Annotated in this window: 20 protein-coding genes; 6 read left to right on the top strand and 14 right to left on the bottom strand. The window is 53.6% G+C overall.

The genetic code is table 11. The annotated features are described in order from the left end of the window. Positions 1-8 precede the first annotated feature (8 nt). Together ACXKZG_RS12425 and osmY are read right to left on the bottom strand one after the other, a co-directional pair. A complete protein-coding gene (locus tag ACXKZG_RS12425; protein WP_134824043.1) occupies positions 9-935 on the bottom strand; it encodes a glycine betaine ABC transporter substrate-binding protein in 927 nt (308 codons plus the stop codon). 21 nt (positions 936-956) lie between these two features. Beyond that, a complete protein-coding gene (gene osmY / locus ACXKZG_RS12420; RefSeq protein ID WP_013202011.1) occupies positions 957-1,673 on the bottom strand; it encodes an osmoprotectant ABC transporter permease OsmY in 717 nt (238 codons plus the stop codon). A 335-nt stretch (positions 1,674-2,008) separates the two neighbouring features. Here osmY and ACXKZG_RS12415 point away from each other — a divergent pair, with 335 nt between their 5' ends. Continuing rightward, positions 2,009-3,463 carry an MDR family MFS transporter gene (locus tag ACXKZG_RS12415; RefSeq protein WP_488874937.1) on the top strand — a complete coding sequence of 485 codons (1,455 nt, stop codon included), beginning with the start codon at positions 2,009-2,011 and terminating at the stop codon, positions 3,461-3,463. A 96-nt stretch (positions 3,464-3,559) separates the two neighbouring features. On the opposite strand, the gene ACXKZG_RS12410 is transcribed toward ACXKZG_RS12415, so the two are convergent. Beyond that, the gene (locus ACXKZG_RS12410) at positions 3,560-3,856 is read right to left on the bottom strand and encodes a DUF1161 domain-containing protein (RefSeq protein WP_013202013.1); all 297 of its coding nucleotides are present in this window, start codon (positions 3,854-3,856) and stop codon (positions 3,560-3,562) included. A 50-nt stretch (positions 3,857-3,906) separates the two neighbouring features. After that, entirely contained in the window at positions 3,907-4,257 is a 351-nt protein-coding gene (locus ACXKZG_RS12405) for a DUF1283 family protein (RefSeq protein WP_013202014.1), read from the bottom strand. Between the two features lie 129 nt (positions 4,258-4,386). Here ACXKZG_RS12405 and ACXKZG_RS12400 point away from each other — a divergent pair, with 129 nt between their 5' ends. Next, entirely contained in the window at positions 4,387-4,719 is a 333-nt protein-coding gene (locus ACXKZG_RS12400; RefSeq protein WP_013202015.1) for a YnfA family protein, read from the top strand. A 61-nt stretch (positions 4,720-4,780) separates the two neighbouring features. Here the strand turns inward: ACXKZG_RS12400 and ACXKZG_RS12395 are convergent, their stop codons facing one another. From ACXKZG_RS12395 to rstA, 6 genes are all read right to left on the bottom strand, one after another. Beyond that, positions 4,781-5,596 carry a trypsin-like serine peptidase gene (locus ACXKZG_RS12395; RefSeq protein ID WP_053143422.1) on the bottom strand — a complete coding sequence of 272 codons (816 nt, stop codon included), beginning with the start codon at positions 5,594-5,596 and terminating at the stop codon, positions 4,781-4,783. A gap of 114 nt (positions 5,597-5,710) precedes the next feature. Next, a complete protein-coding gene (gene ydgU, locus ACXKZG_RS12390; protein WP_471721134.1) occupies positions 5,711-5,791 on the bottom strand; it encodes a small membrane protein YdgU in 81 nt (26 codons plus the stop codon). A gap of 91 nt (positions 5,792-5,882) precedes the next feature. Then, entirely contained in the window at positions 5,883-6,407 is a 525-nt protein-coding gene (gene asr, locus ACXKZG_RS12385) for an acid resistance repetitive basic protein Asr (RefSeq protein ID WP_134824045.1), read from the bottom strand. A gap of 161 nt (positions 6,408-6,568) precedes the next feature. Continuing rightward, positions 6,569-8,059: a carboxypeptidase M32 gene (locus ACXKZG_RS12380; RefSeq protein ID WP_134824046.1), complete on the bottom strand. Its 1,491-nt coding sequence runs from the start codon at positions 8,057-8,059 to the stop codon at positions 6,569-6,571. Between the two features lie 29 nt (positions 8,060-8,088). Next, the gene (gene rstB / locus ACXKZG_RS12375; RefSeq protein ID WP_053143416.1) at positions 8,089-9,390 is read right to left on the bottom strand and encodes a two-component system sensor histidine kinase RstB; all 1,302 of its coding nucleotides are present in this window, start codon (positions 9,388-9,390) and stop codon (positions 8,089-8,091) included. Further along, positions 9,387-10,112, bottom strand: coding sequence for a two-component system response regulator RstA (gene rstA, locus ACXKZG_RS12370; protein ID WP_134824047.1), 726 nt, complete (start codon positions 10,110-10,112; stop codon positions 9,387-9,389). Before rstA ends, rstB begins: the two co-directional genes overlap by 4 nt. A 174-nt stretch (positions 10,113-10,286) precedes the next feature. On the opposite strand from rstA, the gene ACXKZG_RS12365 reads away from it, so the two are divergent. Further along, a complete protein-coding gene (locus ACXKZG_RS12365) occupies positions 10,287-10,700 on the top strand; it encodes a hypothetical protein (protein ID WP_013202021.1) in 414 nt (137 codons plus the stop codon). On the opposite strand, the gene ACXKZG_RS12360 is transcribed toward ACXKZG_RS12365, so the two are convergent. Then, a complete protein-coding gene (locus ACXKZG_RS12360) occupies positions 10,697-12,088 on the bottom strand; it encodes an amino acid permease (RefSeq protein ID WP_013202022.1) in 1,392 nt (463 codons plus the stop codon). The genes ACXKZG_RS12365 and ACXKZG_RS12360 overlap by 4 nt on opposite strands. Before the next feature lie 228 nt (positions 12,089-12,316). Further along, positions 12,317-13,267 carry a DUF1471 family protein YdgH gene (gene ydgH, locus ACXKZG_RS12355; protein ID WP_013202023.1) on the bottom strand — a complete coding sequence of 317 codons (951 nt, stop codon included), beginning with the start codon at positions 13,265-13,267 and terminating at the stop codon, positions 12,317-12,319. 518 nt (positions 13,268-13,785) lie between these two features. On the opposite strand from ydgH, the gene pntA reads away from it, so the two are divergent. After that, on the top strand, positions 13,786-15,315 hold the full coding sequence (gene pntA, locus ACXKZG_RS12350) for a Re/Si-specific NAD(P)(+) transhydrogenase subunit alpha (RefSeq protein WP_134824048.1): 1,530 nt from the start codon (positions 13,786-13,788) through the stop codon (positions 15,313-15,315). A 10-nt stretch (positions 15,316-15,325) separates the two neighbouring features. Continuing rightward, positions 15,326-16,714, top strand: a complete 1,389-nt coding sequence (gene pntB, locus ACXKZG_RS12345) for a Re/Si-specific NAD(P)(+) transhydrogenase subunit beta (RefSeq protein ID WP_013202025.1) — start codon at positions 15,326-15,328, stop codon at positions 16,712-16,714. Positions 16,715-16,792: 78 nt separating this feature from the next. Here pntB and uspE read toward each other — a convergent pair whose 3' ends face one another. Further along, positions 16,793-17,743 (bottom strand): universal stress protein UspE, encoded by a 951-nt coding sequence (uspE, locus tag ACXKZG_RS12340; protein WP_013202026.1) that lies wholly within the window; start codon positions 17,741-17,743, stop codon positions 16,793-16,795. A 625-nt stretch (positions 17,744-18,368) separates the two neighbouring features. Here uspE and ACXKZG_RS12335 point away from each other — a divergent pair. Further along, positions 18,369-19,352, top strand: coding sequence for a glycosyltransferase (locus ACXKZG_RS12335; RefSeq protein ID WP_488874936.1), 984 nt, complete (start codon positions 18,369-18,371; stop codon positions 19,350-19,352). Between the two features lie 65 nt (positions 19,353-19,417). On the opposite strand, the gene fnr is transcribed toward ACXKZG_RS12335, so the two are convergent. Continuing rightward, positions 19,418-20,173 (bottom strand): fumarate/nitrate reduction transcriptional regulator Fnr, encoded by a 756-nt coding sequence (fnr, locus tag ACXKZG_RS12330; protein WP_013202029.1) that lies wholly within the window; start codon positions 20,171-20,173, stop codon positions 19,418-19,420. Positions 20,174-20,200 lie beyond the last annotated feature (27 nt).

Genomic DNA, 20,200 nt, shown 5'->3' with positions numbered 1-20,200 from the left:
CTGCCTCCTTAGATTAAGCCTTTCGATTTAAGGAAATCACTCGCGACCGTCTGCGGCGACTGATGATCGATATCAACGCGCTTGTTCATCTCGGTGATGGCTTCATCGGTGATAAACGGTGACAGGGTATTTAGCGCATCGGCCAGTCCCGGATGGGAATCCAGCGTCTCTTTGGTGACCACCGGCGTTACCGCGTAGCTTGGGAAGAAGTTCTTATCATCCTTCAGCACTTTCAGCTCGAACCCTTTTACGCGGCCATCGGTGGTATAGATCAGTCCGGCATCGACAAAACCATCACGAATGGCGTTGTACACCAGGCCTGGGTCCATCTGGCGGATTTGCGGGCGATCCAGCGGCATGTTGTAGGCTTTCTGCAGAGGTTTCATGCCATCAGAGCGGCCGGCAAATTCCAGATCCAGCCCTAACATCCAGTTATGGTCGGGATCGTTTTTGCGCACCTCTTCAATCTTCGCCACCAGCTGTGACATGGTGTCGATATGCTCTTCATCGGCACGTTTGCGCTGCATAGCAAACGCGTAGGTGTTGTTCATTGGCGCCGGATTGAGCCATACCAGGCCAAGTTTGGCATCAAGATTTTTCACCGTCTCGTAAGCCTCTTTCGAGGACATCGCCTTGTTGATATGGTTGAAAATAATCAGCGAGGTGCCGGTATATTCCCAGGTCATATCAACCTGCTTATTGATCATCGCATTGCGGCCGATGGTGGTGGCGATATTGGTTTTCGCTTCAATCTGGAAACCTTTCTTGCGCAGATACTGGGTGGTCAACGCGGAAAGGATATGCTGCTCGGTGAAGCTTTTCGTCGCCATCACAATCGGTTCAGCGGCGGCCACGGTGGCACTCATGGCCAGCGTGGCGCTCAGCGCCAGTGCGGTATGACGAACCCAGCGGGTTAACGAAGAGGCCTTAGCCATGTATTGCTCCTTATTATTCTTCTAAACGGCCGTATGCGGGCTGACCAGACGGCCAAGGCCTGCCAGCAACATATCGAGGATCAGCGCAAACAGCGCGGTCGCAGCGGCACCCAGGATCAGCGTCGGGAAGTCGTTAAGGTAGATGCCGGGGAAGATCAGCTCGCCATAGCTACTGGCACCAATCAGAAACGCCAGCGGCGCGGTTCCGACGTTAATTGCGGTAGCCACACGGATGCCGGACAGCATCACCGGCCAGGCATTGGGCAATTCTACCTTACGCAGGCGCTGACCTTTGGTCATGCCAATGCCGTTGGCCGCTTCAATCAGCGAGGCCGGCACCGAACACAGGCCCGAATAGGTATTTCGCACAATGGGCAGCAAAGACGCGAGGAACAGGGCGATAATCGCCGGACGATCGCCAATGCCAATCACCACCATCGCCAGCGCCAGAACGGCGAGGGGCGGTAAAGTGTTACCCACATTGAAGATCTGCATGACATACTCGGCCCACTTTCGGGCGGCGGGGCGGCTGAGGATAATCCCACTGGGGATGCCGACCAGCAAGGCGAACAGCATTGACCAGAACACCAGCATCATATGCTGCTGGCCAAGGTACACCAGGTCTACCTGGCGGGCTTTGATGCTTTCAACGCCCAGGCCGTATACCAGCAAGCCAATGACTACGGCAAGAAACAGAACGGCCAGTGCAGCACGCCGGAGAAGCGTTTGGTTTTGCATGAATTCCTTTCTCCCTGATATTCCGGAATGAAGCGTGCCCCGGAAACGGTTATAAATGTGACGTTAAACGCTTTTATTGGATAAAGGGTTTGAAAGCGCCTTAAAACCTATAGCAGGCTAGTCACGGCTGTGCCAAGTTTTAGGCCGAAAATCAGTAGGATAGTTTTCGACCATACTGATGCAGAAGCCTTACCAGCACTGGCTTGAGTTCAATGAAAATATTTTATCGTCAAATTGGTGACACCGTAACAAATAGCCGTTTATAAGAAAGCACGTTTCGGAAACTCTGTCCTTAAAACCAGGCCAGAATAGAAGGAGTTTATCAAGGGAACCCTATGTCTGAATCAGCACAACACCAGGTCACGCATCGCCACTGGATACTGGTCGCCGCCATGCTGGCGATGTTTATGGCGGCCATTGAAGTGACTATTGTTGCTACCGCCATGCCAACGATCATTGCCGAACTCGGCGGCTTTTCGCTGTTTGGTTGGGTTTTTTCTATCTACCTGCTGACTCAGGCAGTGAGCGTGCCAATCTACGGACGTCTGGCGGACCTCTGGGGCCGGAAACGGGTGTTCTTTATTGGCACTTCACTGTTTTTGATCGGCTCAATACTCTGTGGATTTGCCAGCAATATGGCGTGGCTGATCCTGTTCCGCGCATTTCAGGGGCTGGGCGCAGGGGCGATTATGCCGCTGACCTCAACCATCATCGCCGATGTTTACCCGCCTAAAGAGCGGGCCAGCATTCAAGGGTGGCTTTCCAGCGTATGGGGAATTGCGGCCATTACCGGACCGCTGACCGGCGCGTGGATCGTTCAGCACTTTAACTGGGCGCTGATATTTTGGGTAAACGTGCCGATTGGCATTATCTCGATGCTGATGCTGGCCAAATGGTTTCCTGAATCCAGCAAAGAACAGACGCAAAAGCTCAATCTGGCCGGCAGCGGCTGGTTAATGCTCACCGTGACAGCGCTGTTAACGGCGTTGTTACAGGCCGAGAGCCTCGGTTACTGGTCGGTGGCGCTGTTGGTCATCGCTCTGTTGTCGGGCTATGCGTTAGTCAGGCAAGAGCGGGGCGCTGATGAGCCGTTGTTCCCGATGGCTATCTGGCGCAGCCGCACGCTGGTCGCCGGCAATGCCGGAAATCTGGTGATTGGCGCGGCGATGATGGGGATCAGTGCCTTTCTGCCCACCTGGATTCAGGGGGTAAACGGCGGCACGCCGCTGCAGGCTGGCAGTGCGTTAGCGATGATGTCGATCGGCTGGCCGCTCGCCAGCACCCTCAGTGGCAGATTGATGCAGCGAACCTCATACCGGTTTACCGCGCAGTTGGGTTCGGTGTTGTTAATCGTAGGCACGGCGATGCTACTGACGCTACACAGCAACAGTTCGGTCTTTCACGCCGGGATATCAGCTTTTGTGATCGGCACCGGCATGGGGATGACCAGCACCACCTTCCTGATTGCGGTACAAAACACTGCGGAGTTTCATATTCGCGGCATCTGCACCGCATCGATTATGTTTAGCCGCATGTTGGGTTCAGCGCTGGGCACGGCGGTATTGGGCGCGGTACTTAACTATAACCTGCTGATCCGCCTGCCGGATTACAACGATCCGGTACAACAAATCATGTCGCATTCACAGCGTGAAGCGTTGCATCATGGCACGCTGCACCAGATGGTGAGTGAGATTGCCTTGTCGTTGCATTGGGTTTTTGCGGTGTCGGTGGGCATTGCGATGGCGAGTCTGGTGATCGCGCGATTTATCCCGGCGACAAAACCGCATTAGGTGGCACGGGCATGGCAGAATTGTTGAAGAGTTGAAGAGTTGAAGAGTTGAAGAGTTAAAGAGTTAAAGGGGGCGAAGCGTTTCGCCCCCAACGCGTCAGGAAGCGGGTGCATCCTGTGAAGTGCCGGTGCTGGCTGGCACCGCGTCATTATCGGCGCCGTTGCGCTTATAGACAATTTTCTGCGTATCGTTTTCACAGTGACCGACAACCTGGCCGCCGGCCTGGTCTGCCTGATCGTTTGGCACGATATCCAGCGAGAAATCGCCCGCCGCTACGCCATTATTGATAATCTTCTGATTAATATCCGCTTTTACCGTTTCACAGGAAGCCTGTGCGGCCAGAGGTGCAACAACCATCAGTGCGGCTAACATCCACTTAGTGTGTTTCATCATGTCATCCCTATTTTTGCGTGTGCTATCAATACTGTGCTAACTATAGCAGCTCAGGGCGCAATGATCTGACGACCAGAGCGGCGATCCAGGCAGCGCTGAGTATTCGGCTCCCAGTAGGCATTCACGTTCAGACTTTGATCGCAGGCATCACGGGTATCAGCAGCCCGATCGTACTTGTCGAAATTCTTCTCAACGCGCGAGTTTACTTTGTTACGTAAACGATGAGTTTCATCCCATTGCTCTTTTTCCTGACGAGCCTGCTCATTGCTCAGGGCATTATTGCCATCCTGAATAATCAACCTGTCAGTTTGCGCCTGTGCGCTGTGCTGGATGCTGAACAAAGTGCCAAAAAGCACCAGCGGCAGAGCAGCCTTGCTCAGATGTTTTTGCCATTGTTTCATCGTCATTTCCTTGGTTTTGCTGTTGATCCCAACGCCTGTCGGCAAGCGTATGCTTAAGATAGTATATCATCAGGCTGAAAAGGCTCACCAGTCAGCCGCGTCTTCGTTTAGGTTTCAGAGAGTGAATGAATGCTGTTTTTTAAGACAACCTTGCTGTTTTTTCTCACCGCGCTGGCAGAAATTATAGGCTGTTTCCTGCCGTACCTGTGGCTTAAAAAGGGCGGTTCTGTGTTGCTGCTGCTGCCGGCAGCGGCCAGTCTTGCCGCCTTTGTCTGGCTGTTAACTCTGCATCCTGCGGCGAGCGGACGCGTTTATGCCGCTTACGGCGGCGTCTATGTGGTGACCGCGTTACTGTGGTTGCGTTTTGTCGATGGTGTAAAGCTGAGCCAGTACGACTGGCTGGGTGCCATCATCGCCTTTAGCGGCATGCTGATCATTGTTGCAGGATGGGGAAGGAGTTAACGGGGTAAGGGCAAGCGGGGTAGATTCAGGAGCGAATCAGAACCTCACTTGCCCGTCTGACTTATTCCTGAGCTAATGCTTCCAGGTTATCGCGGAAAGCGGTCACGGCAATCGCCCGGTTATCGGCCTGATAACGGTCTTTCGCCGCGGGTGCTGAGCTTTGCACCGCAATCAATTGCCACGCATCATTCACCTTCAGTAATAGCGGGGAACCGCTGTCGCCAGGCAAGGTATCACACTGGTGTGAAAGCACGCCTTTTTGCGCCCAGCCGGTCACCAGACAATCGCTATGAGAATACAACGTTTCCAGATGATCCAGCGGATAGCCTGCCTGGGTCACTTTGCGATCCTGGGTTTTTAACGCATCGGTTAAATCGCTGCGGCTGCCGTCAAATAACGGGATTGGCGTAATACCGGAAGGCGGATTGCGCAAAATAATCAGACCGTAATCATAAGGGGCCGCAGAAGAAGGGACAATCCAGCCGTCACCGTCTGCTTTTAATTTATGGCCGAGTTCGGGATCGACACGGGTTTCGATATCGTGAATATCATAACGCCAGCGACCTTTGGTATTGGAAATAAAGCGCAGAGCAATGGCTTTATCGACTTTACCCGGCGGGGCCAGCAGGCAATGGCCGGCGGTCAGAACCAGGTGCGCAGAGATCAGGGTAGCGCTACAGAGATTGCCGCTTGCCGTTTCCAGTTGGCCGATGGCTTCCCAAGGTTGGCTGGCGGTATCAGCGACAGGTTTGCGATCGTCTTTCCCAAAGAACAGGGTTTTGACGTCAGCGGCACTTGGGCTTTCATCGTCATCATCTGCGTGGGCATAAAACGAAAAGGCTAAACATCCGATTAAAAAAACAGCTGTCAGTCGCATGTCTCTCTCTGAGTGGAGAATTAGTGGGGGGAGTTAACCACGGCGTGATAATAACTATAGTCGTATAGTCAAAAAAAAGGGAGTTTAATTTGGAATATCAGCACGCTACGAAAGTTACAGGTAAAAACTGGCGGCGATAACACCACAAAGGATCATAAAGCCCAGGATAATTTCGAATAAATAGCGACGCACCATCATCCGATACTCCAGGAAAGAAACACCCGGAATAATCCGGGTGTTTGATTGAAAGGCTGTTGAGGGGGGAGTCTGGCTCCCGCTTCATGAATTACGCTTTAGGAGCAGCGGCTTTCTTAGCAACTTTCTTGTGGTGTACTTTTTTCGCTGCCTGAGCTTTCTGAGCTACTGGCTTAGCGGCTTTCTTGTGGTGCACTTTTTTAGCAGCCTGCGCTTTCTGAGCGACTGGCTTAGCGGCTTTCTTGTGGTGCACTTTTTTAGCAGCCTGCGCTTTCTGAGCAACTGGCTTAGTGGCTTTCTTGTGATGTACTTTTTTCGCTGCCTGCGCTTTCTGAGCTACTGGCTTAGCGGCTTTCTTGTGGTGCACTTTCTTAGCAGCCTGCGCTTTCTGAGCTACTGGCTTCTTAGCGGTTTTCTTGTGGTGCACTTTCTTGGCAGCCTGCGCTTTCTGCACAGTTGCTTTGTGTTTTTTGTGATGCTTAGCGGTAGTCGCTTTAGCCGGAGCAGCAGTCGTTGCAGCAGAAGTGGTTGCTGGAGCGGCGGTGGTTTCAGCAGCGAAAGCAACTGAAGACATACCCATTGCAGCGGCTACAACCAGAGCAAATAATTTTTTCATTGAAAAACCCTCAAAAGTTTAGTTCATGTGTCAGCCCACTGCGGGGCCGGTGAAGTAACTATATGAGAAGGGGGAAAGGCTTTCAGTGAGTGATTGGTATCGGCGTGTAACGGATTGTACGAAGTGAGGAAGGCAGGCGTGTAGCCTGCCTTGCAGGGGGATCAGAAGCCGTTTAAATAACGATTTTCCAGATGTTGACGGAAGTATTGCGGGTTAAGATCTTCCCCGGTGGCGTTCTCAATCAGCTGTTTGGTACTGAAACGGCTGCCGTGCTGCCAGATATTTTGCTGTAACCAGTCAAATACCGGCTGCAGGTTGCCTTCGCGCAGCAGTTCATTAACGTCAGGCAGCGCTTTCTTCACGCCCTGGAACAGCTGAGCGGCGTACATGGCACCCAGGGTATAGGTTGGGAAATAACCAAAGGCACCATCGGTCCAGTGAATATCCTGCATACAGCCGTCACGGTAGTTGCCGGTGGTATCCAGACCCAGCAGTGACTGCATTTTTTCCTGCCAGAGATCCGGGATATCGTCGACATCAATCTCGCCTTCGATTAACGCACGTTCAATCTCATAACGCAGAATGATGTGTGCCGGGTAGCTGACTTCATCGGCATCAACGCGGATCAGGCCTGGCTTCACCCGCTGATTCAGCGCGATAAAATTGCCTTCTTCCAGCTCCGGACGATCGCCAATCAGCAGCTTAACCTGGGGCAGCAGCAGGCTGAGGAAATCCGCGCTGCGTCCGAGCTGTTTTTCAAAGAACAGGCTTTGCGATTCGTGGATCGCGGTGGAGCGGGCATGAGCAACCGGCTGGCCTGCCCACTGCTTTGGCAGGTTCTGCTCGTAGCGCGCATGACCGGTTTCGTGGATCACGCCCATCATCGCGCTGATAAATTCGTTCTCGTTATAGCGGGTGGTGATGCGCACGTCATCAGGAACGCCGCCGCAGAACGGATGCGCGCTGACATCCAGTCGGCCCGCATTGAAATCAAAGCCCAGCTGCTTCATCACCGCCAGACCCAGCTGTTTCTGCGATTCGACCGCAAACGGGCCAACCGGCACATCCACCACTTCCTGAGCCTGCTTATCAACAATGCGCTGCAGTAACGATGGCAGCCACTCTTTGATCTCGCCAAAGGTCTTATCCAGTTTGGCACTGGTCATGCCCGGCTCGTAAATATCCAGCAGCGCATCGTAGCGCGAACAACCGTTAGCCTGGGCGCGGATTTCGGCTTCCTCGCGGCTCAGCTTCACCACTTCCTTCAGGTTCTCTGCAAACCTTTGCCAGTCGTTAGCCGGACGCTGCTGACGCCAGGCGTGCTCACAACGGGAACCGGCAATCGATTTGGCTTCCACCAGCGAGGCGGGAAGCAGGGCAGCCTGCTGCCATGCGCGGCGCATCTCGAACAGGTTGGCGCGCTCAACATCATTCAGTGAAGCCTGTTCAGCTTCATCCAGCCAGTGGCCAACCTCTTTTGCGGTCAGGATTTCGTGCTGCAGCACGCTCAGTTCCGCCAGGGCAGCACCGCGCGCGCTGCTGCCACCTGGCGGCATCATGGTCATCATATCCCAGCCAGCAATGGCGGAGAGGTGGCCGAATCGCGACAGGCGCGTGAAGGTCCGGGTTAAATTAGCGTAGGCAGATGACATGGCGCTCCCTTGAATGATTTATGGCGCTGTCAGGCAGCGCGAGGTGACGATAAGGGTAAATTAACTGGCCAGCAAAAGCGAACGCTGGCGCCGCCGAGCGGGCTGGCATCGATCAGCACATAGCCGTCAAATGCCTGGGCAATGGAGTGGACAATCGCCAGGCCCAGGCCACAGCCGCCAGTCGCGCGGTCACGGCTGGGATCGAGACGCACGAAGGGCTCGAACACGCGCTCGCGCTCTTCCAGCGGAATGCCCGGACCATCGTCTTCGACCTGCAGGCAGGCAGTATCACCGTCAAACCACAGGCCGACCCGCAGCCGCTGGTCAGCATAACGCAGCGCGTTGTTGACCAGGTTGTCCAGCACCCGCTCCATCAGGCGAGTATCCGCCACGCCCAGGTTTTGACGCTGCGGCATATCCAGTTCGATAGTGAAGTCAGGCTGAACCGAGCGGATATCATCCAGCCGTTCCCGCAGCCATTCGGCTAAATCCAGTGACTGCAAATTCAGATCAACCTTAGGGCGATCCAGCCGGGCGTAGGTCAGCAGTTCTTCAATCAGCGCTTCAAGCTGACCAATGTCCCGGTTCAGCGCCGCCGCTTCGGCATCGGTGAGGTTATCGCTCATTTCCAGCCGGTAACGCAGGCGAACCAGCGGGGTGCGTAATTCATGGGCAATGCCGTCAATCAGCTGTTTTTTACTGGCCACCAGCGTATTGATGTTGTCGGCCATCTGATTAAACGCCACCCCGAGGCGCAGCAGGCTGGAGGCGCTGTCGAAATGGATGCGCTCGTTCAGATGGCCCTGGCCAAAGCGCTGGGCGGCCGTTTCCAGCCTGAGCATGTCTTTCCAGTGCGGTCGCATCCAGATAAACACCGGCAGCGCCAGCGAGATGCCAATAAAGGCTAATAGCGCGATATCCAGAATGCGCATCTCATGCAGGAAGAACAGATAGGGAATAGGCCCAACCGCCAGCACATAGTGACTGCGGGGAATATGCTGCAGGAAGGTGTACTGATCGTCCAGCGCCACAATCTCACCCGCGCGCAAGCGGCGCAGGGTAGGAGGATCCAGCTGATAGCTGCTCATCGGTTCTATATGCAGCTTGAAAGATAAATTCAGCTCCAGATTATCGATGGTTTTATTCCAGTCGCGTGGCGGAATTTCACGCAGTTCGCTGCGCATCAGATAGAGCGAGCTTTTCATCAGGTCGTCCATCGACTGACGACCGGCCCGCTCGGCGGTGAATTTATACACCAGGCCGACCAGCATCGCCATGACCAGAAAGCAGACGAACAGCAGCAGGTAAAACTGAATAAACAGCTTCTTCATTTAGCGTCCCAAGCGTGTGGCGCAAAAAGGTAGCCCTTATTACGAATGGTCTTGATGCGATAGGGTTCGGTGGCGCTGTCCAGCAACTTTTTACGCAGGCGGGAGATCGCCACGTCAATGCTGCGATCCATGCCATCATAGCTGACGCCACGCAGCGTTTTCAGCAGGGCATCGCGGTTAAGGATCGACCCGGCATGCGTCGCCAGCTCCCACAGCAGATCAAAGTCCGCAGTTGAAAGGGCGACCACGTCATTATTCAGCGAAACCTGGCGGTTGACCGGATCGATAGCCAGCGTGCCGAAGCGCAATGCATTCTGACCGGCAACTTTGGGCGCGATATCATCACTCTGGCTGCTGCCAGCCTGACGCAAATGCAGGCGTAACCGCGCAAGCAATACCGCGGGTGGGGTGGTTTTCAGAATGTAATCATTGGCCCCCATCTCGAGAGAGAGAATGTGATTCATGTCGCTGTCGAGAGACGTCAGCAGCACGATCGGCCCCGACCAGTCCTGGCCAGCACGCAGGTCCCGACACAAGGTCATGCCGTCTTTGCCAGGCAGCATAATATCCAGCATCACCAGGTCTGGCATGGCTGCCGCGATGGTCGCTTCGGCCCGATCGCCACGGCTTTCAACAATCACTTCAATATCATGGCGACTCAGGTACGCGGCGATCAGTTCGCCAACATCCTGGTCATCTTCGACAAACACGATTTTGTTCATAGGGCTGTTTTTCTGAAATGGAAAGGCAAGATTACCCTTTGTTAAACTTAACTACTATTACCCGCTGCTAAATAACGTCAGATGTATAGTATAAGCACCCTATACTATGCCATTATATCCGCCGGGTTGCCGTGGCGGCTCAGGGGAATAATCTTGAGAGAAAGGAGAACGAGAGTGTCTGATAATAAGCTGGCATCTGCCGGGTGCAGTGATTATATCTGCCTCAATTATATCGATTTTCTCGCCGCATCCTGCAAAAAGCGTTGGAGCTTTATGGATGCGATCTATGGGGTTATCCCGATTTTCGGTGTGGTGACCCGAAACTCCCGCGACCTGCCTGAAATCCCTTCTGAAAGACTCAAAGCGCTGGCGTTACAAATCATTTCGACCCAGGTCAGCGATGAGATAAACATCGCCCGATTGATTACCCTCGCTGAACAACAACACATTGAGCAGTTTGATATTCTTCTGCCTTATCCGCTTTCGGATCGTCAGCTTGACCTCGTCCATCAGGAGTACGTCAAGCCGCTGACCCTGCAGCAGAAAGATGACCGCTTAACGGTCAACCTTCCGGCCTTTTCGCACTAGCGAACCAGCATCCACATCGCAGGTGCCGACGCCACCACCAGCAATGCCATCGCCCCTTTTTCCAGCACGTTAAGCTGCGCTGTGCCGCGTCCACCCCGGCGGGCAAACAGGAACAGCAGCACGCCTGGCGCATACAGCACTACCGAAAGCAGCAGATGCAGTGGGCCTGAGGCATACAGCAGCCAGAGGCCATACGCACTGGCGCCGCTGGCGATAGCCATGATGCCCGGTCGGTTTAGCTGACGCGCCACCTTAAACAGATACGCACCCACCAGGAAATACGGCACCAGGATCATTTCTGAGGCAATGGTCAGCAGCGTGTTGTAATCCGACCCCGTCAGCCAGATCAACACCAGGCACACCTGCACACTGATATTGGTTAGCCACAGCGACGCGGAAGGCGCGCCGCGACGGTTCTGCTTTGCCAGCGATCGCGGGAAGGCGCCATGCTCTGCGGCCATCAGCGGCACTTCGGCGGCCATAATCGTCCAGCTGAGATACGCACCGCACACCGACACAATTAAGCCCACGGCGATGATCACATCTCCCCAGGATCCGACCAGACGGGTCATTAATCCGGCCATCGATGGATTGCGCATGCCAGCCAGTTCCGCTCTTGGCACCAGGCCTAAAGAGAGCAGGGTGACCAGCAGATAAACAATCAGTGCCGCCATTACCGCCAGTAAGGTCGCGCGGCCCACATCCTTCTTATTACGCGCGCGGGCAGACACCACCACCGCGCCTTCCACGCCGATAAACACCCACAGGGTTATCAGCATGGTGTCTTTCACCTGCTGCCAGACCGGCGTGTGCAGCGCCAGGCCGGTAAAGTCAAAATGGAAGCGGTCATAGTTAAATGCCACGGCGGCAAGCACCACAAACAGCCCTAACGGCACCAGCTTACCCAACGTGGCCACCAGATTGATGCTGGCGGCGGTTTGCACGCCACGGAGCACCAGCCAGTGCACCATCCACAGCAGCACGGAAGCGCCGAGTACCGCCTGCCAGGTGTTACCATCACCGAACACCACGTGTCCCGGCGAATCGGTAAAGAAGCTGAGCGCGGAAAAGACAATCACCAGATAGGAAACGTTGGCGATCACCGCACAAAGCCAGTAGCCCCAGGCGGAACAAAACCCGACCAGCTCACCAAAACCTGCACGGGCATAGGTAAAAATGCCGCCATCCAGTTCGGGCTTCAGGCGCGTCAGTAACAGCAACGCCAGTGACAGCAAAATAATGCCCGCGCCGGTGATGGCCCAGCCGATCAACAGCGCTGCCGGGCTGGCAACTGCCGCCATATTTTGCGGCAGGCTGAATACGCCCGCGCCAAGCATCGAGCTGAGAACCAACGCGGTCAGCGCGGTAAGACCTAATTTTTTGTCCAAAAAAGCATCCCGATAGCAGAATAAAACACCAGTTCAGTGATAATCCGTCGCGTTTAATGCGTGTAAACAGCATGGGCCGTGAAGGGATCAACTGAAGAAGGCGGGGATTCTACGGAGTGAGGGCAGGAGATGCAATGCGAACAGGCTGGTTTGTGACTGGTTATGCACAATCAGGGTAGGAAGTATGCAAAAGAGAGAAGACGGCCCGGGAGCCGTCTTCTGACGAGATTACTTGAACAGGTCAGCAGAGACCGTCAGGTTACCGCCGCTCTGGTTAGACCATTGACGCGTGATGTGATAGTACTTCGCGCCTTTCTTAATCGCCGCCTGACCAACAGCATCAGAAATTTCGGTTGGGGTACCGAAGTGGCCGGTAAAGGTCACGCTGTCGAACGGCTGCATCTGTGCCGCAGTGATAGCGCTCACTTCCTGCACGCTCTTGCCGTCCGGTGTTTTGACCGTGTAGCGTTGACCGGTAGAGGATTGCGTTTCGAAGAAACGTCCCACATCCGCGCTTGGCGTTTGCGAGGACGCAACACCTGGGATTTGTACCTTCGCCGCTTCCGCACCACCCGCCGCCAGCGCCGCTTTACCGGCTTGAGAATCAGCAGGGATCAGGTCTGGAGACTGAACTTTACGCTCTGGCGCATTGGCTTTGTAGACATAGGCGGTGATGTACTGGTTGCCGCCGCTGTTGGCATCAATCTGACGAACAATAAAGAAGGACGCAGCGCCTTTCTCTTTTGCCGCTTTAGTGATGGCATCGTTGACGTCAGGCTGACTGCGGTAGAAACCACTGATCGAAACCGTATCGTAAGGTTCTAATTTATAGGCTTCAGCTTTATTCAGTTCACGAACGCCGTTGATCACGCGGTCGTTGGAAGGTGCCGCTGCAGGCGCATCATTGTGATACACGTCTGCCACAACACGCCAGTTCCCGCCATTGCCGTTGGTATCATTAATACTTTGAATGTAATAAGAAGCGGCGCCCAACTCATCGGCACGTTTTGACACGGCAGCGCTGGCGTCGTTAATCGCATTAAAACGGCCAGAAATCGCAATACGATCAAAGGGTTTCAGCGCGGCCGCTTTTTCTGGTGACAGTTCCTGTGCCGCAAAAGCGGATAATGATGTGAGTGACAACAGGGCTGACGCCAGAATGGTGTTCTTCAGCTTCATAAAAATAATCCTTCGCCTTACGCAAAAAATGAGTACGAAAACGTGCTGGACTCTTGATGTGTAACAGATTAGCAGCCGATTATTGCATGTAATAATGCCTGCTGTCTCAGCCATTTTGAGCGATTGGTTGTCTGCGCTGAGCACACCCACGGTGAGGATATTAAATAATTGTTAAATTGCGCGCTTAGCCGTCCGCTTACCACCTAAGCTGGTTATTGATATCACTTATATCGTTAATTCATTGTTAAATAATATGTTTTTCCCACGCTGGCAGGCCCGTCAGGATGTTTTTTGCTAGCAGATTATGCGTGTTTGTCGAGTAAATACAGTATCAAAGTGATGCCTTTGCCGCTTTCCTCTGAATTTTTATATGAAAAGTCGCGAAGTGTCGTGCCGTGGCTGGATCGCAGCACATATTTTCAGTAGGTTATAAACAGTTTGAAACAGATCCTGCACCGGTCGTTTGGGCCGTTGCAGCAGGACCAACCATCATTTCACCTCTGATGAAAGGGATTATTATGCTAATTGGAATAACCAAAGAGCGGTTGCCCAACGAAGCGCGAGTCGCTGCAACACCGAAAACGGTAGAGCAGCTTTTAGCACTCGGCTTCACCGTGGCGATTGAGCACGATGCCGGGAAGCTGGCCAGTTTTGATGATGCTGCCTATGCGGCCGCCGGCGCCACCCTGGTCGACACCGCTACCGTCTGGCAGTCAGACATTATTCTTAAGGTCAATGCACCGGATGATGCCGAGATTGCCTTGACCCGCGAGGGCAGCACGCTGGTGAGCTTTATCTGGCCAGCCCAGAATCCTGAACTGTTGGAGAAACTGGCAGCGCGCAACGTGACCGTGATGTCGATGGACGCCGTGCCGCGCATTTCACGCGCTCAGTCGCTGGATGCATTGAGTTCGATGGCCAACATCGCCGGCTACCGCGCGATTGTTGAGGCCGCCCATGAGTTTGGCCGCTTCTTCACCGGTCAAATCACCGCCGCAGGCAAAGTACCGCCGGCAAAAGTGATGGTGATCGGTGCGGGTGTGGCGGGTCTGGCAGCGATTGGTGCCGCTGGCAGCCTTGGCGCGATTGTCCGTGCTTTTGATACCCGCCCGGAAGTGAAAGAGCAGGTGCAGAGCATGGGCGCCGAGTTCCTTGAGCTGGACTTTGAAGAGGAAGCGGGCAGTGGCGACGGCTACGCAAAAGTGATGTCAGAAGCCTTTATTAAGGCGGAGATGGCGTTATTTGCGGCACAAGCCGAAGAGGTCGACATTATTGTCACTACCGCGCTGATCCCAGGGCGCCCGGCACCGAAGCTGATCACCGCTGAGATGGTGGCTTCGATGAAGCCGGGCAGCGTGATTGTCGATTTAGCGGCGCAAACCGGCGGTAACTGCGAACTGACCGTCGCCGATCAAGTGACCACCACCGCAAACGGCGTGAAAATCATCGGTTATACCGATCTGCCAAGCCGTTTACCGACGCAGTCCTCACAGCTGTACGGCACTAATCTGGTTAACCTGCTGAAGCTGCTGTGCAAAGAGAAAAACGGCGAAATCAGCGTAGATTTCGAGGATGTGGTGATCCGCGGCGTCACGGTTATCCGTGAAGGTGAAGTGACCTGGCCAGCACCGCCGATTCAGGTGTCTGCTGCCCCGAAAGCGGCTCCAGCGGCGAAAGCTGTCGAGAAAGTTGAGAAGGCGCCGGTTTCTCCGTTGCGTAAATATGTGCTGTTCGCGCTGGCGATCGTGCTGTTTGGCTGGTTCGCCAATGTCGCACCTGCGGCGTTCCTGTCGCACTTTACCGTTTTTGCACTCTCTTGTGTGGTCGGCTATTACGTGGTCTGGAACGTCAGCCATGCCCTGCACACGCCGCTGATGTCGGTGACCAATGCCATTTCAGGCATCATCGTGGTCGGTGCCGTCCTGCAAATCGGTCATGGCGGTTGGGTCAGCTTCCTGTCCTTTGTTGCGGTGCTGATTGCCAGTATTAATATTTTCGGTGGTTTCACCGTCACTCAGCGCATGCTGAAAATGTTTCGTAAGAACTAAGGGGTAATCAATGTCTGAAGGATTAGTGACTGCAGCATACATTGTTGCCGCAATTCTTTTTATCTGCAGCCTGGCTGGGCTGGCGAAACATGAGACGGCTAAACAGGGCAATCTGTTCGGTATCAGCGGTATGGCGATTGCGCTGCTGGCGACCTTGCTTGGTCCGGACAGCGGCAACGTTGGCTGGGTCCTGTTAGCGATGGTCATCGGTGGCACCATCGGTATCCGTCTGGCGAAGAAGGTCGAAATGACTGAAATGCCAGAGCTGGTTGCCGTGCTGCACAGCTTTGTCGGTATGGCCGCAGTGTTAGTGGGCTTTAACAGCTACCTCGATCATGGCCCGGGCCTTGATTTGGTGCTGGAAAATATCCATCTGACCGAAGTGTTTATCGGCATCTTTATTGGTGCGGTGACCTTCACCGGTTCTCTGGTGGCCTTTGGCAAACTGCGCGGCAAAATTTCATCCCGTCCGTTGATGCTGCCGCATCGTCATAAGCTGAATCTGCTGGCGCTGGTGGTTTCACTCTGCCTGCTGATTGCCTTTGTCCGCACCGACAGCACCGGAGTACAGGTGTTTGCTCTGCTGATTATGACGGTGATTGCGCTGGCTTTCGGCTGGCATCTGGTGGCCTCAATCGGCGGCGCGGATATGCCGGTGGTGGTGTCAATGCTCAACTCCTATTCAGGTTGGGCAGCGGCGGCAGCGGGCTTTATGCTCAGCAACGATCTGCTGATCGTCACCGGTGCGCTGGTGGGCTCCAGCGGGGCGATCCTCTCGTACATTATGTGTAAGGCGATGAACCGCTCGTTTGTCAGCGTGATTGCCGGTGGGTTTGGCACCGACAGCAGCTCAACCGGTGAAACCGATGAAGTGGGTGAACACCGTGAGATTGATGCGCAAGGCACGGCAGACATGCTGAAAAACTCCACCTCGGTGATCATTACCCCAGGCTACGGCATGGCGGTCGCGCAGGCGCAATATCCGGTGGCGGAAATTACTGAAAAGCTGCGCGCCCGGGGCATCAAGGTTCGTTTTGGTATCCATCCGGTCGCGGGTCGTCTGCCTGGGCACATGAACGTGCTGCTGGCTGAAGCGCGTGTTCCGTACGACATCGTGCTGGAAATGGATGAAATCAACGACGATTTCAGCAGCACCGATACCGTGCTGGTGATTGGTGCCAACGACACGGTAAACCCGGCTGCGCAGGAAGATCCACGCAGTCCAATCGCGGGTATGCCGGTGTTAGAGGTGTGGAAAGCGCAAAACGTGGTGGTATTTAAGCGTTCAATGAATACCGGCTATGCGGGGGTGCAGAACCCACTGTTCTTTAAGGAAAACACGCAGATGCTGTTCGGTGATGCGAAAGCCACCGTCGATGCCATTCTGAAAGCCCTGTAAAAATGCCCCGTCAGCGGGGGCTTCAGGTGTAAAAAAAGGCCGGGATTTCCCGGCCTTTTTTTTGTTCAGAGACTGATATTAATCGTCTTCATCATCATCAAGTTCAATCGGCGAGGTAAAACCGTCGGGCTTAATCGCCAGCAAATCGCAGCGCAGATGATCAATAACCTGTTCCGCGGTATTGCCGAGGAACGCCGCAGATATCCCGGTTCGGCCAATCGTGCCTAATACCACCACACCCGCATCCAGATGTTCCGCTAAATTCGGGATAACCTCTTCCGGCAGGCCTTTATCGACGTGGGTAAACTTCTCATCAATGCTGAATTTTTGCCGCAGCGCTTTCATCGCCAGCAGATGCTGACCGCGGATCGCATCGTTATAAACGCTCGGGTCAAAGTCCGGCAGTTCAATGGCGATATTTATGGGGGTAATCGGGTAAGCACCCACCAGATGGACTTCGGTATGGTTGACTAAATCAGCCAGTTCCAGCGTCTCTTTCACCAGCTTGGTATTGAGTGGGTCATGATGCGGTTCTTCACTGGCAAGGTTAACGGCCACCACGGCGCGGCCACCTTCAGGCCACGGCTGATCCTTCACCATCCAAACCGGACACGGGCATTTACGCAGCAGATGCCAGTCGGTAGGGGTAAAGACCACGGCCTGCAGGCGATCGTGCTGGTGAGCCATCTTCAGCACCAGGTCATAACGTCCATTCAACACTTCCTGAATGATCGCCTCGTAAGGGCGGTTATGCCAGATCACCTTGATCTCAATGTGGACGCCCGCATCCAGATAAGACTGGGCCTGTTCGCGGATCCATTCGGTGCGCTGACTGACCACGCCTTTCCGCATGGTGGTGCGTTCATCAGGCGACAACAGGGTGGTCATTTCGTATGAGAAATCATAAATCGGCAGGAAAGCCGTGATCCGGCCACCGAGGCGCTGGTTCAGGTACACGGCACGGCGTAGCGCAGGCTGATCGTCCTGCTGCGGATCGACCGCCACGAGAATGTTTTGATACTTGGTCATAACGGGTTCTCCAGACACTGATCGTGATAGGTTAAAGATAGCCCAATAGCGGCCCGTGCAGAAGGAAAAAGTTATAGGCGGATCAATATTATAACAAATAATAAGCAGGCTATTCACACCTCGCCATCCGGCTAACAACAGCAGAAAAAAGGCTTAGCAAAACCGCGTTGCCAACCCGGCGCCGGTAACCCAACGCTATCAGCGGTAGCTGGCGTGTGCAAAGCAAGACGCGGTCATTTTTCAGAAATCAGAAAAAGGGGTGATTCAAAGCCGTTGGTGTTAAAAACATCCTGCCATCAAGCCGTTGAAATTAATCTTTTAACTTCATCATTTCGCACTTTAGGAATCTCTAACCCTGAACTTTATAACCGAAGCGTGAACCAATGAATGACCGGAACAATAATCTGCGGCCTGGTTAGTAACGGCAGTCATTATAAGTCATGAATGAATAATCTGATTAAAATTGATGTTTTGGGGTTGAATGTGGTGTTAGCGAAAAAAGAGTGTGAACGATGTGATAAGGACAGGAATTTATTCGACAGAGTCACCTCTACGGATAAAGCGCTGTGTGAAGAGTGTTTACATACTGAAGTGATTGAACTGAGAAACCGGCAATGCCAACAGAATGCTGGGGCTGACAACAATGTTAAATAAGAGTGGTTTACCCATGACGGATAATATTGATGTGAGCATCATTATTCCGGTGTTTAATGCAGCGGATAGCATTGGTGATTTGATAGACGAAATTTGCCGTGAAACACGGGTTAATTTTGAACTGATCGTCATTAATGACGGTTCCAGCGACAACACCCATGACATTATCGCCGCCAACGCCGATCCACGGGTGGTATTGATAGACCAGGTGAACAAGGGCGTTTACGCGGCAAGAAATGCCGGATTAGCCGCTCACCGCGGTAAATGGTTGATGTTCCTGGATGCGGATGATCGTGTCGGGGAAGGGTTTATCTATAACCGCTTAATGCTGGCGGAAGAGAACCACGTTGATGTACTGGTGATGAATGCCTGGCGCTATGGCTTCGGCCATGAACATAAGGTTGCGATCCACCAGAAGCAATCCTGCAATAAAGTGATTAGCGGATTCAGCTGGATGCAAAGCTGCGTTGATAACGATGAGTGGCCCCATTACCTTTGGCTACAGCTGGTCAGGTCGGACTACGTCAACAGGCATCGAATGACCTTCCATGAAGGTAAAAGCCACAAGGACATTCTGTGGACGGTAGAATTAGCCATCAATAACGGCAACTTTTATATTTCGGATGAGAAAGACTATACCTATCTGCACAATGCTCAGTCGATTACCAATCGCGGGGATTATTTTGATCTCAGAGCAACCAGCTATATCGATGTGATTAAAAAATTAATCAACTATTCCCGTAAGCCAGGATATGAGTCGGTCAGGCTTTGTTTATTGCGGCATGCCCTGGTTGAGACGCGACATTTTCTTGGACTGTACCGCAACCGGGTACGGGATAAGGATAAAATTAAGCGCAACTTTAAGGGGAATATTTCGCTTTCCAGACTGGGTAAGGGAATTAACAGTCCGAGTGATTTCTTCTTTTATATAAAGCTGGTGCTAAAGCTAAGATAAACAGCACTGAAAAGGCGGGAAGGGGAGAAAACGCCGGGTTAGCAGGCCAACCCGGCGGAGTTAAATCAGGCGATGGCGCGGCTTTGTCCGGCCAGCTGCGACAGCACATCATGATCTTCAATGGTGATGTATTTGCCTTTTACCGCCAGCATTCCGCTTTTCTGGAAGCGACCCAGCAAACGGCTGATGGTTTCAACGGTTAAGCCGAGATAATTACCAATGTCGCCACGGGTCATGGTCAGGCGAAACTCGCGTGGAGAGAAGCCGCGTTCGGCAAAGCGACGAGACAGGCCGTAGATAAAGGCCGCCAGGCGCTCTTCGGCATTTTTCTTGGAGAGCAGCAGGATCATTTCCTGATCGCCCTTAATCTCACCGCTCATCAGGCGCATCATCTGCTGACGCAGGCTTGGCATTTTGCCTGACAGGTCATCCAGCGTTTCAAACGGAATTTCACACACCATGGCCGTTTCCAGCGCCTGGGAGAAACTCGGATGCTGGCCACCATTGATGGCATCGAAGCCCACCAGGTCACCCGCAAGGTGGAATCCGGTAATCTGTTCGTCACCCTGTTCGGTGATGGTATAGCTCTTAATGGTTCCGGAACGAATAGCGTACAGCGATTTCAGCTCGTCCCCAGCTTTGAACAGCGTCTGGCCTTTCTGAATCGGCTTTTTGCGTTCGATAATATTATCCAGCTGATCGAGCTCATGCTCGTTCAACGTGAAGGGAATACAGAGCTGGCTGATGCTGCAATCCTGACAGTGAATAGCACAACCGCCAGACTGGATACGTCTGTTGATAACACGCTTTTCCGGGATCATAGAGATACGCTCGATTGATTATTGACT

The organism is Erwinia sp. 2186 (assembly GCF_057812255.1).
Note: the sequence above shows the minus strand (reverse complement) of the source record. Positions and strands in the feature narration are given on the sequence as shown.

Excerpts from the sequence above, each read along its gene's own strand:
- ACXKZG_RS12405 (WP_013202014.1), bottom strand. The coding sequence starts at position 4,257 with ATGAAACAATGGCAAAAACATCTGAGCAAGGCTGCTCTGCCGCTGGTG.
- uspE (WP_013202026.1), bottom strand. The coding sequence starts at position 17,743 with ATGACCAAGTATCAAAACATTCTCGTGGCGGTCGATCCGCAGCAGGAC.
- fnr (WP_013202029.1), bottom strand. The coding sequence starts at position 20,173 with ATGATCCCGGAAAAGCGTGTTATCAACAGACGTATCCAGTCTGGCGGT.
- pntA (WP_134824048.1), top strand. The coding sequence starts at position 13,786 with ATGCTAATTGGAATAACCAAAGAGCGGTTGCCCAACGAAGCGCGAGTC.
- osmY (WP_013202011.1), bottom strand. The coding sequence starts at position 1,673 with ATGCAAAACCAAACGCTTCTCCGGCGTGCTGCACTGGCCGTTCTGTTT.
- ACXKZG_RS12380 (WP_134824046.1), bottom strand. The coding sequence starts at position 8,059 with ATGTCATCTGCCTACGCTAATTTAACCCGGACCTTCACGCGCCTGTCG.
- ydgH (WP_013202023.1), bottom strand. The coding sequence starts at position 13,267 with ATGAAGCTGAAGAACACCATTCTGGCGTCAGCCCTGTTGTCACTCACA.
- ACXKZG_RS12395 (WP_053143422.1), bottom strand. The coding sequence starts at position 5,596 with ATGCGACTGACAGCTGTTTTTTTAATCGGATGTTTAGCCTTTTCGTTT.
- ACXKZG_RS12415 (WP_488874937.1), top strand. The coding sequence starts at position 2,009 with ATGTCTGAATCAGCACAACACCAGGTCACGCATCGCCACTGGATACTG.
- ACXKZG_RS12335 (WP_488874936.1), top strand. The coding sequence starts at position 18,369 with ATGCTGGGGCTGACAACAATGTTAAATAAGAGTGGTTTACCCATGACG.
- ACXKZG_RS12400 (WP_013202015.1), top strand. The coding sequence starts at position 4,387 with ATGCTGTTTTTTAAGACAACCTTGCTGTTTTTTCTCACCGCGCTGGCA.
- rstB (WP_053143416.1), bottom strand. The coding sequence starts at position 9,390 with ATGAAGAAGCTGTTTATTCAGTTTTACCTGCTGCTGTTCGTCTGCTTT.
- ACXKZG_RS12410 (WP_013202013.1), bottom strand. The coding sequence starts at position 3,856 with ATGATGAAACACACTAAGTGGATGTTAGCCGCACTGATGGTTGTTGCA.
- ydgU (WP_471721134.1), bottom strand. The coding sequence starts at position 5,791 with ATGGTGCGTCGCTATTTATTCGAAATTATCCTGGGCTTTATGATCCTT.
- pntB (WP_013202025.1), top strand. The coding sequence starts at position 15,326 with ATGTCTGAAGGATTAGTGACTGCAGCATACATTGTTGCCGCAATTCTT.
- asr (WP_134824045.1), bottom strand. The coding sequence starts at position 6,407 with ATGAAAAAATTATTTGCTCTGGTTGTAGCCGCTGCAATGGGTATGTCT.
- rstA (WP_134824047.1), bottom strand. The coding sequence starts at position 10,112 with ATGAACAAAATCGTGTTTGTCGAAGATGACCAGGATGTTGGCGAACTG.
- ACXKZG_RS12425 (WP_134824043.1), bottom strand. The coding sequence starts at position 935 with ATGGCTAAGGCCTCTTCGTTAACCCGCTGGGTTCGTCATACCGCACTG.